The organism is Pseudomonas silesiensis (assembly GCF_001661075.1).
Lineage (GTDB): Bacteria > Pseudomonadota > Gammaproteobacteria > Pseudomonadales > Pseudomonadaceae > Aquipseudomonas > Aquipseudomonas silesiensis.
In genome coordinates this window covers 4,068,180-4,080,770 of record NZ_CP014870.1, presented here as the reverse complement: position 1 = coordinate 4,080,770, position 12,591 = coordinate 4,068,180, and the positions used below count along the sequence as shown (strand labels likewise).

Here is a 12,591-nt window from a genome sequence, read left to right as displayed (position 1 = left end):
AGGTTACTGACGATGGCTATCAGCAATTCCGATGGCTTCACCGCTATCGCCTCCCTGGCGGATTTCGATAAACATTCCGGTAATCGCCTGGAGCGCGTGTTGTTCAACCACCGCTTCCTGGTCGTCGGCTTCTGCCTGATTGTCACGGTGTTACTCGCAATAGCGGCCAGCCAGGTCCGGCTCAATGCCAGCTACCTGAAAACCATTCCCGCCCATCATCCCTTCACCCTCAACTACCTGGAGCATGCCCGCGACCTCAAGGGGGCGGGCAATGCGATAAGGGTGGCGGTGTCGATGCGTGAGGAGGGCGATATTTTCAACGCCCACTACATGGAAACGCTGCGCCAGCTCAACGACGAGTTGTACCTGGTCAACGGTGTTGACCGCGCCTTCATGCGCTCGCTCTGGACCCCGGCGACGCGCTGGCAGGGAGTGACTGAAGAGGGCTTCGATGGCGGCCCGGTGGTCCCGGATGGCTTTGATGGTGGCGCCAAAAGCCTGGACAACCTGCGTGATAACGTCGAGCGTTCGGGAGAAACAGGTCAGCTGGTAGCGCGTGATCTGCGCTCGAGCATCATCTATTTGCCCTTGCTGGAAATCGACCCCAAGACCGGCCAGACCCTGGACTACAAACAACTGTCCGACAGCCTGGAAACCTTGCGCAGTACGTATTCGCAGCGTGGCGTCGACATCCACATCATCGGTTTCGCCAAAGTGATGGGCGACCTGATCGACGGCCTGTACGCGGTGTTGGGTTTTTTTGCGGTGGCGGTGCTGATCACCAGTGCGATCCTCTACCAGTTCACCCGCTGCGTGCGCAGTACGCTGGTGGTGCAGGGCTGCACCTTGATTGGCGTGATCTGGTTGCTGGGTCTGTTGCCGCTGCTGGGGTATGAACTCAACCCTTATTCGATCCTGGTTCCGTTTCTGGTTTATGCCATCGGCGTGAGCCACGGCGCGCAGAAAATGAACGGCATCATGCAGGATGTCGGGCGCGGCACTCACCGGTTGATCGCTGCCCGCTACACCTTTCGCCGCTTGTTTGCCGCGGGCATCACCGCATTGCTGGCGGACGTCGTGGGCTTTGCCGTGTTGACGATCGTCGACGTGCCGGTCATCCAGGAACTGGCACTGATCGCCAGCCTGGGCGTGGGCATCCTGGTGTTCACCAACCTGGCCTTGTTGCCGATCATGCTCTCGTTCACCGGTGTTTCACCGAGCGCGGCGGCCCGTAGCCTCAAGCATGAAACCTTGCTCGACGGGCAATCGCTGCCGCTGCTGGTGCGGCTGTTCGAGCACTTCACCGGTCGCCGTGCGGCGCGGCTGGTGATTGGCGTGGCAGTGGCGGTCGGTCTTGGCGCGTTGTGGATGGCCAAGGATCTGAAGGTCGGTGACCTTGATCCCGGCGCACCGGAGCTGCGTGCCGATTCACGCTACAACCAGGACAACCGCTTCATCATCGAGCATTACCAGGCCAGCAGCGATGTGTTCGTGATCATGGTCGAGACCCCGGCCGGACACTGCGTCGACTACTCGATTTTGCGCAAGGTCGAAGAGCTGGAGTGGCGCCTGCGGGAATTGCCAGGCGTGGAAACCACCAAATCCATCGCGGGGCTGTCACGCAAGATCAACGTCGGGATGAACGAGGGCAACTTCAAATGGGACGAGTTGCCGCCCAACCAATCGATGATCAACGCCGCGGCCATGCGCTCGCCCCGCGAACTGTTCAACGGCACCTGCAGCCTGCTGTCGGTCTACGCCTACCTCAAGGATCACAAGGCCGACACGCTGGAGTCGGTGGTCCAGGCCACGGCCGCCTTCGCGGAAAAATACAACGACGACCAGGCCACGTTCCTGATGGCCGCCGGCAACGCCGGGATTGAAAGCGCGACCAACATTGTGGTGAAAAGCGCCAACACGCGGATGCTGCTGGGGGTGTACCTGGTGGTGTCGCTGTTGTGCTTCATTGCCTTTCGTTCGTGGCGTGCGGTCTTGTGCGCGGTGCTGCCGTTGATCCTCACGTCGTTGGTGGCCGAGGCATTGATGGTGCAACTGAACATGGGACTGAAAGTGGCGACCTTGCCGGTGGTGGCGCTGGGCGTGGGCATCGGCGTCGACTACGCGCTGTACATCCTCAGCGTGACGCTGTTCTGGCTGCGCCGTGGCGAGAGCCTGGCCACGGCCTATCGGCAGGCCTTGATGTTTACCGGTCGGGTGGTGGTGTTCACCGGCCTGACGCTGTCCCTGGGTGTCGTTACCTGGGTGTTCTCTCCGATCAAGTTCCAGGCCGACATGGGCGTGCTGCTCACCTTCATGTTCCTTTGCAACATGCTGGTGGCGCTGGTCCTGGTGCCCGCACTGGCTTGCTATCTGCTACGTCCGGCAATCCCTGCTGCGCAGCCGGCCACCTCTCTCAAGGAAATCTCTGTATGAATTCGGGCATTCCATTGGCCGACACCCGGTTGAGCGATCCGCTGAGCATGGCGACGGCCCGTTTGGCGCTGGACACCGCGCTGCAATACGCCTGCAACCACGGTTGGCGAGTCAGCGTTGCGGTACTGGACGGGGGCGGGCATCTGCTGGCCTTCGGTCGAAGCGCCGGGGCGCCACTGCATACCATCGATCTGGCCCAGGACAAGGCGTTGACCGCCGTGTCCTTCGCCTTGCCCACCGCCGATGTCGGCAAGCGCTTGCGTGACGCCCCCGACCATGTCCGCCAGTGTCTGATCCTGCGGCCTCGACTGGTGCCCATGGGCGGGGCATTGCCCCTGCACCTGGGCGATCGCCTGGTCGGCGCCATCGGCGTGTCCGGCGCCAGTGAGGAGCAGGATTGCGACTGTGCGACGGCGGGCTACGACGCCATCACCGACAACCTGCAGCGCTGATTTTCATCAAGGGACAGGAGTTATCAAGTGAACCATTCAAGCGTCGACACCCAACAGCTGGGCGACAAGCTATTCAATGCACTGGTCGAAGCACAGGCCATCGCGCCGCTGACCGACAGCCATCCCGGCTTGACCATGGAGCAGGCCTACCAGATCCAGCAGCACCTGATCGGCCGCCGCGTGGCCGGCGGTGAGCGGATCATCGGCAAAAAAATCGGCGTCACCAGTCAGGCGGTGATGGACATGCTCGGCGTGCGTCAGCCGGATTTTGGCCAGTTGACCGATGCCATGGTCGTCGACCAGGGCGGCAGCGTGGCCATGGCCGGGCTGATCCAGCCCAAGGCCGAAGGCGAGATCGCCTTCGTTCTCAAGCACGACCTGTCAGGTCCCGGCATCACCGCAGCCGACGTGTTACGGGCGACGGAGGGGGTGATGGCGTGTTTCGAGATCGTCGATTCACGCATCCGCGACTGGAAAATCAAGATCCAGGACACGGTGGCGGATAACGCGTCGTGCGGCGTGTTCGTGCTCAGTGATCGCTTGGTCAGCCCACGGGACCTGGACCTGTACACCACAGGCATGGTGCTGGAGAAAAACGGCCGGATCGTCGGCACCGGCGCCGGGGCCGCGACCATGGGGTCGCCCGTCATCGCCGTGGCATGGCTGGCCAATACCCTGGGTCGACTGGGGATGAGCCTCAAGGCCGGTGAAGTGATTCTGTCCGGTGCGCTGTCGGCGATGGTGCCCGTGGTCGCCGGGGATAATTTGCGAGTGAGCATTGCCGGTATCGGCAGTTGCTCGGTGCGTTTCGACTGAGGTTGCACAACATCATGAACAACAAATTGAAAGTCGCCATCATCGGTTCCGGCAACATCGGCACCGACCTGATGATCAAGATCCTGCGCAATGCCAGGCACCTGGAAATGGCGGTCATGGTCGGTATCGACCCGGCCTCCGATGGCCTGGCCCGCGCGTCGCGCCTGGGCGTAGCGGTGACCCATGAAGGCGTCGAAGGCTTGACTCGCATGGACGTGTTCCAGGACATCGACTTCGTCTTCGATGCCACCTCGGCCGGCGCCCACGTGAAGAACGATGCCTTCCTGCGCTCGATCAAACCCGGCATCCGCTTGATCGACCTGACACCCGCGGCGATCGGTCCGTACTGCGTACCGGTGGTCAACCTGGAGCAGAACCTGGATCAGCTCAACGTCAACATGGTCACCTGCGGTGGCCAGGCGACGATCCCGATGGTCGCGGCCGTGTCGCGGGTGGCCAAGGTGCACTACGCCGAAATCGTCGCCTCGATCGCCAGCAAATCCGCCGGCCCCGGCACCCGCGCCAACATCGACGAGTTCACCGAGACCACCTCCAAGGCTATCGAAGTGATCGGCGGCGCGGCCAAGGGCAAGGCAATCATCGTGATGAACCCGGCCGAGCCCCCGCTGATGATGCGCGACACGGTGTTTGTGCTGTCCGAAGCCGTCGATCAGGCGCTGGTCGAGGCCTCGATCGTGGAGATGGCCGCCGCCGTTCAGGCTTATGTGCCGGGCTATCGCCTGAAGCAAAAAGTCCAGTTCGACGTGATCCCCGAAGACGCGCCACTGCACATTCCCGGCCTCGGCACCTTCTCCGGCCTCAAGACCTCGGTGTTCCTCGAAGTCGAAGGCGCCGCCCATTATTTGCCAGCCTACGCCGGCAACCTCGACATCATGACCTCCGCAGCCTTGGCCACCGCCGAGCGCATGGCGCAGTCGATGCTCAACGCCTGAGGAGACCGACATGACTTTCAATCCCGGCAAGAAACTCTACATCTCCGACGTGACCCTGCGCGACGGCAGCCACGCGGTGCGTCACCAGTATTCGCTGCAGAATGTGCAGAACATCGCCCGCGCCCTGGACAAGGCCAAGGTCGACTCGATCGAAGTCGCCCACGGTGATGGGCTACAGGGTTCGAGCTTCAACTATGGCTTCGCCGCGCACACCGATCTGGAGTGGATCGAAGCGGCAGCCGATGTGATCAGCCATGCGAAAATCACCACCTTGTTGCTGCCCGGCATCGGCACCGTGCATGACCTCAAAGCGGCCTACAGCGCCGGGGCCCGGGTGGTCCGCATCGCCACCCATTGCACCGAGGCGGACGTGTCGAAACAGCACATCGAATACGCCCGCGAGTTGGGCATGGACACCGTCGGTTTCCTGATGATGAGCCACATGATCCCGGCCGAGCAGTTGGCCGCCCAGGCCAAGCTGATGGAGAGCTACGGCGCGACCTGCGTGTACATGGCCGACTCCGGTGGTGCGATGAACATGCAGGATGTGCGCGAGCGGTTCCGTGCGTTCAAGGCCGTGCTCAAGCCGGAAACCGAAACCGGCATGCACGCGCATCACAACCTGTCGCTCGGCGTGGCCAACTCGATCACGGCCGTCGAGGAAGGCTGCGACCGCATCGACGCCAGCCTCGCCGGCATGGGCGCCGGCGCCGGTAACGCGCCGCTGGAAGTGTTCATCGCCGCCGCCGAACGCCTGGGCTGGAACCACGGCACCGACCTGTACACGCTGATGGATGCGGCGGATGACATCGTGCGTCCGCTGCAGGATCGGCCGGTGCGGGTCGACCGCGAAACTCTGGCCCTGGGTTATGCCGGCGTCTACTCAAGCTTCCTGCGCCACGCCGAAATCGCCGCGGCCAAGTACGGCCTGAAGACCCTGGACATCCTCGTCGAACTGGGCAAACGCCGGATGGTCGGCGGCCAGGAAGACATGATCGTCGACGTCGCCCTGGACCTGCTCAAAAAGCAATAACACCGCAGCCCCTGTAGGAGCCCGGCTTGCCGGCGAAAGCGGCCTGCCAGCCAACACCGCTACTGAATGTGCCACCGCCTTCGCCGGCAAGCCGGCTCCTACACGGGTTACGCCTGGCTGACCTCACGACCAGTCGCATCTAGCGCCTTCATCTTTTTCATCCCGATTTTCATGAATCTTTGAAAACTTCTGAATAAGAACGATCGATCAGCTCCGAAGCGACCCTCTTCCACAGTTCAAATATTACGCATAACTGTTTGTTAAATAAGGACTTATACCGATCGTGAACTCCCGCTCACACGACTGGCACAGTCATTGCTCTCCCCAACATGGAAGGCGCCGCCGCTTACCTGTACGACCAGCGGCTGGCTGAAGTGGTGCGCATCACCCTGACGCTTTCTTTTCCTCGAACTCGCGTACTTCACCGCGCTGTTCGCCTGCTTCACCACCATAATAAGGACTAACTCACATGAGTCGATTCACCCAAGACAACACCAGCAAATTCGTGCAGACCCCTGAGTGGAAAATGCATTACAACGAGGCCGGAGAAGGCCCGGTGGTGATCATGATCCACGGCTCGGGTGCTGGTGCAACGGGTTGGGCCAACTTTCACCGCAACGTCGACAGTTTTGTCGATGCCGGCTACCGCGTCATCCTCATGGACTGCCCAGGCTTCGGCAAGTCGGACCCTCTGGTCACCGCCGAGCCACGTTTCGTGATCAACGCCCGGGCGATCAAGGCATTGATGGATGCACTGGACATCGACAAGGCACACCTGGTCGGCAACTCCATGGGCGGTGGCAGCGCGCTGGGCTTTGCCGTGGCCTATCCCGAGCGCCTGGACAAAATGATCCTGATGGGCTCAGGTGGGGTAGGGCGTACCAGCCTGTTCACTCCGTTACCGATGGAAGGCATCAAGTTGCTCTTTGGCGTGTACCGTGAACCGAGCATGGAAAACCTGAAGAAGATGCTGGATGTGTTTGTCTACGACTCCAGCGCACTGACCGAAGAACTGATCAGCCTGCGTCACAAGAGCATCCTGGCCAACCCTCAGCACCTGGAAAACTTCATCAAGAGTGTCGATCTGAGCAAATTCCAGATGGGCGATTTCTCCGCCAACCTCCCGGACATCAAGCATCCGACCCTGATCACCTGGGGCCGCGATGACCGTTTCGTGCCGATCGACTGGAGCCTGAAGCTGCTCAATGGCCTGCCGAACTCGCGCCTGCACGTGTTCAGCCAATGTGGTCACTGGGCGCAGTGGGAGCACGCGGACGCGTTCAACCGCCTGGTCATCGACTTCCTGAAACACTAAGCCCCGGCGCATCCCTCTCGTCGCCATGGCGCGAGGGCTTGCCACTGGCTTGTGCCCCCGCACACGAACCCATAACGACAATAAAACCGGGGTTGGATCATGAACCATCTACATTTGGCCAGCGCTGCCTTGGCGCTGGCTATGAGCACCGCTGTCCATGCCGCTCAACCGCAGGTGCCGGCGTGCGAGGCGCAAAGCGCTTACACGCCGATCTGCGGCATGGCGCCGCCCGAGGATCTGGAGCTTTCACCGGACGCCGGTTTCCTGTTCCTGAGCACCACGCCGGGACTGGCCGCCAGCCATCAAAGCCGATTGCGCGTCATGGCGCTGGCCTCCCGTGAAGTGACCGATATGGTCATCGAGCGGCAGGCAACACCGGGTTGGGGCGAACCTTCATGTGCGCAGCCGCAAGGCGCTATCGGTGCCCACGGTATCCATCTATCCAAACGTGCCGATGGTAAATCGCAGTTGCTGGTGGTCAACCACAACGGTCGAGAGGCTGTGGAGTTCTTCGAGCCGATCAGCGATGGCAAAAGCTGGAAGGCCATCTGGCGTGGCTGCGTGGAAAGCCAGGACGGCACGATGCTCAACGATGTTGCCGCCACACCGGACGGCGGCTTCGTGGTCACGGCCATGTTCAGCTTCAGTGCAATGAAAGACGATCCGCGCCTGGAACAGCTGCTCGATGGCCGTGCCACCGGATATTTGCTGGCCTGGCACGCCAGCGAGGGACTGCACCGTCTGCCCGACAGCCAGGCCCCCGCACCGAATGGCATTCAGGTCAGCCAGGACGGTCAGTCAGTGTGGTTCGCCGCATGGCCGGGCAGCGGAGTCTGGCAGTACGACTTCAAACAGCAAAAGGTCGTCAGCAAGATCGCCCTCGACTTCTTGCCGGACAACCTCAGTTGGACGGCTGATGGGCAACTGCTCACGGCCGGTGTGCCGGATGCGCAGACCTTTCGCAGGTGTTTCCTCAGCCACGACGAGTTCTGCCCCAGCACCTCGGTGGTGGCATTGATCGATCCGCTCAAGGGCACCCGTCGTGAACTGATGCGCGCCAAAGAAGGGGCGTTGTACGGCGCCTCAACGGCCTTGCAAGTGGGGCGTGACGTGTACGTCGGGGCGTTCGCCGGAGATCGCATGCTGCTAATACCCAACGCCATCCCGCCTTTGTAGGCGCTGCCGAAGGCTCGGGCCGCGAACGGCGATCTTTTGACTTCGCTACTAAAAACCAGGCTCAAAAAAACGCAGCCTGCCAGCCCCTGCTTCTCCCTGCGCACTCGATGCCACGCATCACCTTGCGCATTAGTTGAAAAGCCCATTCGACCGCGCAGGCTAAGTCCCTCGCACGGTCCTGTTGATAATCGGATCGTGAAGTCCACAGATCAGGAGCGAATATGCAACCTTACGACGTCATCGTGCTGGGCAGTGGCAATGCCGGGCTTTGCGCAGCGCTTTCCGCCCGCGAACAAGGGGTGCGGGTAGCCTTGCTTGAACGCGCGCCGAAAGAGCAACGCGGCGGTAACTCGGCGCACACCGGAGGCGCGTTTCGCGTGGCTTACCGGGGTGTTGACGACTTGCGCAGCCTGATGCCGGACCTGCTGGAGAGTGAAGTTGAAAGCAGCGATTTCGGTGCCTACACCCAGGACGATTTTTTCGGTGAGTTGGCTGCCATGAGCCAATACCGCACCGACCCGCAGGTGTTGGACACGGTCGTGTCGCAGAGCCTGGATACCTTGCAGTGGATGACCGGCAAGGGCGTGCGCTTCATGCCCATCTATGGTCGCCAGGCTTTCAAGGTGGATGGCAAGTTCCGCTTCTGGGGCGGCCTGACCATCGAGGTTTCCGGTGGCGGCCTGGGGTTGGTCGATGCCTTGTTTCGCCGGGTGGAAAAAGACGCCGTGGAGGTTTTCTACGGCTGTCGGACCCAACATATCAGCCGCGATCCTGACGGCTTGTGGCAACTGTCCTGTGCGGACGGTCGTCAGTTTTCCGCTCGGGGGCTGGTCCTCGCGACGGGTGGCTTCCATGCCAATCTGCAATGGCGCACCCAATACCTGGGGCCGGGATGGGACCTGGCCAAAGTCCGCGGGTCACGCTACAACACCGGCGACGGCATCCGCATGGCCCTGGATGTGGGTGCTGTGGCACACGGCAACTGGTCCGGTTGCCATGCGGTGTTTTATGACGTCAACGCCCCGCAAATGGGCGACCTGAACCAGCTTAACCAGCAGAAGAACTACTTCCATCTCGGCGTCGTGGTCAATGCCGACGGCAAGCGTTTTATCGATGAAGGTCAGGATTTTCGCAACTACACCTACTCCAGCATGGGTGCCAAAGTCATGGCGCAACCGGAGGGTGTCGCGTGGCAGATCTTCGACCAGCACAGCCACGCATTGCTTCCCGATGAGTACCGGGGACGCCAGGTTACCCGGATCCAGGCGGCAACCCTGCAAGGCTTGATCGAGCAGATGGAAGGGGTCAACGGTCCCGCGCTTCTGCACACCCTCGAAGCCTACAACGACGCGGTGCAACTCGATGTGCCGTTCAACCCCGCCGTCCGCGACGGACGCTCGACCCAAGGGCTGGAGTTGCCCAAGTCAAACTGGGCCAACCCTTTGGATCGTCCACCCTTCGTGGCCTACGCGGTGACGTGCGGCATCACCTTCACGTTCGGTGGCCTGAAGGTCGACAGCCAGGCCCGGGTGCTGGACGAAGAGGACGTGCCAATCGACGGTCTCTACGCCGCGGGTGAGTTGGTGGGCAACCTCTACTACGTCAAGTACGCCGGTGGGGCAGGGCTGACATCAGGCTCGGTACTTGGACGCATCGCCGGCACAGAGGCCTCTGCGCGAAAGGCGCGCTGAGCGATGCCTCGTTGCCGATGGCAGATGAAAACGCGCCTGGCGGCTTTAAGGCTACCAGGCGGATTTGCGCTGGTTTGGCTGGTGCTGGTGTTCATGGGGATTGTATTTGAGGCCGGTGACAGGCCGGTTTTACGTTGGATAGCTGATATCAACGTGTTCCCGCTTGAAGAAAACCGAGACGAACCTTTGCAAGGTACCCGTGAAATGCATGGCACCGATGCCTATCTTCAACAGTTTGAACACCCGGCAGGGGCTCAATGGCTACCGCATAGTTATTGAGCATCACCGCCCCGCGTGCACGTCCACAATTGTATGGCTGGCTCGTTGATGTCGGGCGCTCCAACCCAATGGCTGAGCGCGTGACAGTCTCCCTCGACGCACAGTTGGTAATCGCCTGCTTGCGGTGTGCGTCCAAGACTCAAAGGTTGCAAGGGCGGTATTGGGCGCCGGTAGTGCCAACTACCCTTTTCGAGTCGAGCGTCCTCGGGAATTTCCATGCCCGCGCCGTTGCCTCGAACCCTGGCTTCCTCCAGCACCAGGCCTGTCTCTGTGAGGCGGTAGTCTTCCTCCCAGCGAATTTTTTCGACGGTGTGATCCCACGCCAAGGTGAAGCTGGAAACCGGTAGCTGGGCCCAGACGACACCGGCCAGGCCCAGGCAAAGGCCGATCATGCCTTCGCCAGTCCGGCCTGACGTGAGCGCCAGAGATGCTGGAAGATAATCAGTGCACCGAGTACGAAGCCGATTTCATCGGTCAGCGGCAACGCAACCACCAGTAAGGCACCGGCAGCAAAACTGAGCAAACGCTCCCACAGGGGCATCTTTTGTTGCAGATAGCCGGTGGATGCCATGCCCCAGAGCCCTATCGCCAGGAGGGTCTTGATCAGCATGTAAGCGCTCATCCACAGATTATCGCCCTGCAGCATGAGCGCCGGATTGTAGACCGCCATGAACGGAATGACGAAACCCGCCAGGGCAATTCGCACCGCCCATAGACTGATCCTGAATCCGCTCTCCTTTGCGATCGGTGCCGCGGCAAAGCAGGCCAGCGCGACGGGGGGAGTCAGGTCGGCAAGAATGCCGAAATAGAACACGAACATGTGCGACACGATCAGCGGCACGCCCAACTCCAGCAGGGCCGGGGCTGCGATCGAACTGGTGATGATGTAGTTGGGAATGGTCGGAATGCCCATGCCCAGTACCAGGCAGGTAATCATGGTCAGTATCAGCGACAGCAGCAGGTTGTCGCGGCCGATGGCCAATATATAACCGGCGAAGGTGGAGGCGACGCCTGTCAGTGACACGACGCCGATGATGATGCCCACCAGTGCGCAGGCAATCCCGACCGGCACCGCGTGGCGCGCGCCTTCGACCAGTGCATGGAGGCAGATGGTCAGGGTGTCGCGGCCGCCCTTGATGAACCAGCACATCACCACCAGCACCGCGATCACCGCAAAAATCACAGCGATCCCCATCTGGAAAAAACCGGTACAGAGGATGCCCAGCGCTATCCAGAAAGCGCAGCGCAGGCCGAAGCCGCGTACCCGGAAGATGATCGCCGAGCCGAGTATCACGATGGCCGTCAGGGCCAGTCCGACCATACCGGAGAACAGTGGCGTTCGCCCGGAAAACAGCAGGTAGACCAGTACCAGCAGTGGAATCAACAGGTACCAGTTTTCCTTGATTGCGCCCAGTGCGCTGGGGCATTGATCCTTGGGCAGCCCCTTGAGGCTGGAGCGCTTGGCCTCCAGATGAACCATCCAGAACACCGAGCCGAAGTACAGGATGGCGGGGATCAAAGCCGCCTTGGCTATCTCCACATAAGGCACGTTGATGGTTTCAGCCATGATGAAGGCGACCGCGCCCATCACCGGCGGCATCAGTTGGCTGCCCATGCTCGAGGTCGCTTCCACACCTCCGGCAAACGCCGGCTTGTAGCCAAAGCGCTTCATCAGCGGAATGGTGAATTGCCCCGTGGTCACGACGTTGGCAATCCCCGAGCCGGTGATAGTGCCCATCAGCGCCGACGACACCACCGCGACTTTGGCGGGCCCACCCAGCTTGTGACCGAACAGGCCCATGGCGAAGTCGGTGAACAGCTTGATCATCCCGGCTTGTTCCAGGAACGCCCCGAACAGGATGAACAGATAGATGTAAGTGGCCGAAACGTAGGTCGGTGTGCCGTACAGCCCTTCGGTGCCAAACGACAGTTGATTGATGATCTGATCGTAGCCGTAACCCCGGTGTGCCAGATCACCCGGTAGATACTCACCGAGCAGGCCATACGCCAGGAACACGCCGCAGATGATCGGCAACGCAATACCCATCACCCGCCGGGCCGCTTCGAACACCAGCGCGATCAGCAGCACCCCGATCACCGTGTCGGCGGCAGTCAGATCCCCGGAACGCTGGATCAAGTCAACCTCGAATACCCACTGGTACAAGGCGGTGGCGATGGCGGCCAGGCTGATTAACCAGGCCAGTGGCTGCCAGGGCCGATCCTTGCCATAGGCGGGGTAGCTTAAAAATACGACCCACAGCAGGAAGCCGACGTGTACGGCGCGCAGTATCTGGCTTGAGATCGGTGAAAACGCGGCGGTGACAATCTGAAAGACCGAGAACAGCAACGCCACGTAAAACAAGGATTTTGGCCAGTCCCGCGGGTTCGTGGCGATGCCGTGATGAACTTCACTCATTAGCTGCCTGCCTCATGACCGCATTGA

Annotated in this window: 11 protein-coding genes; 9 read left to right on the top strand and 2 right to left on the bottom strand. The window is 61.1% G+C overall.

Features of this window, described 5'->3' with window-relative positions:
* Window positions 1-12 precede the first annotated feature (12 nt).
* The 9 genes from PMA3_RS18090 (at window position 13) to PMA3_RS32530 (ending at window position 10,148) form a co-directional block, all read left to right on the top strand.
* On the top strand, window positions 13-2,433 hold the full coding sequence (locus PMA3_RS18090; protein WP_064678461.1) for an efflux RND transporter permease subunit: 2,421 nt from the start codon (window positions 13-15) through the stop codon (window positions 2,431-2,433).
* Entirely contained in the window at window positions 2,430-2,885 is a 456-nt protein-coding gene (locus PMA3_RS18085) for a GlcG/HbpS family heme-binding protein (RefSeq protein ID WP_082930362.1), read from the top strand. Before PMA3_RS18090 ends, PMA3_RS18085 begins: the two co-directional genes overlap by 4 nt.
* A gap of 27 nt (window positions 2,886-2,912) precedes the next feature.
* Window positions 2,913-3,701 (top strand): 2-oxopent-4-enoate hydratase, encoded by a 789-nt coding sequence (gene dmpE / locus PMA3_RS18080; protein WP_064678460.1) that lies wholly within the window; start codon window positions 2,913-2,915, stop codon window positions 3,699-3,701.
* A 14-nt stretch (window positions 3,702-3,715) separates the two neighbouring features.
* Window positions 3,716-4,654: an acetaldehyde dehydrogenase (acetylating) gene (locus PMA3_RS18075; protein WP_064680742.1), complete on the top strand. Its 939-nt coding sequence runs from the start codon at window positions 3,716-3,718 to the stop codon at window positions 4,652-4,654.
* Window positions 4,655-4,664: 10 nt separating this feature from the next.
* Entirely contained in the window at window positions 4,665-5,687 is a 1,023-nt protein-coding gene (gene dmpG, locus PMA3_RS18070; RefSeq protein ID WP_064678459.1) for a 4-hydroxy-2-oxovalerate aldolase, read from the top strand.
* Window positions 5,688-6,156: 469 nt separating this feature from the next.
* The gene (locus tag PMA3_RS18065; protein WP_064678458.1) at window positions 6,157-7,002 is read left to right on the top strand and encodes an alpha/beta fold hydrolase; all 846 of its coding nucleotides are present in this window, start codon (window positions 6,157-6,159) and stop codon (window positions 7,000-7,002) included.
* Between the two features lie 99 nt (window positions 7,003-7,101).
* Entirely contained in the window at window positions 7,102-8,178 is a 1,077-nt protein-coding gene (locus PMA3_RS18060; RefSeq protein WP_064678457.1) for an SMP-30/gluconolactonase/LRE family protein, read from the top strand.
* Between the two features lie 221 nt (window positions 8,179-8,399).
* Entirely contained in the window at window positions 8,400-9,869 is a 1,470-nt protein-coding gene (gene tcuA / locus PMA3_RS18055) for an FAD-dependent tricarballylate dehydrogenase TcuA (RefSeq protein ID WP_064678456.1), read from the top strand.
* A 24-nt stretch (window positions 9,870-9,893) separates the two neighbouring features.
* Window positions 9,894-10,148, top strand: a complete 255-nt coding sequence (locus tag PMA3_RS32530) for a hypothetical protein (protein WP_152032271.1) — start codon at window positions 9,894-9,896, stop codon at window positions 10,146-10,148.
* Here the strand turns inward: PMA3_RS32530 and PMA3_RS18050 are convergent.
* Both PMA3_RS18050 and PMA3_RS18045 read right to left on the bottom strand, forming a co-directional pair.
* Window positions 10,142-10,540, bottom strand: a complete 399-nt coding sequence (locus PMA3_RS18050; RefSeq protein ID WP_064678455.1) for a DUF1850 domain-containing protein — start codon at window positions 10,538-10,540, stop codon at window positions 10,142-10,144. The two genes, PMA3_RS32530 and PMA3_RS18050, sit on opposite strands and share 7 nt — an antisense overlap.
* Window positions 10,537-12,564, bottom strand: a complete 2,028-nt coding sequence (locus tag PMA3_RS18045) for a TRAP transporter permease (protein ID WP_064678454.1) — start codon at window positions 12,562-12,564, stop codon at window positions 10,537-10,539. The genes PMA3_RS18050 and PMA3_RS18045 overlap by 4 nt, the downstream gene beginning before the upstream one ends.
* Between the last annotated feature and the right edge of the window lie 27 nt (window positions 12,565-12,591).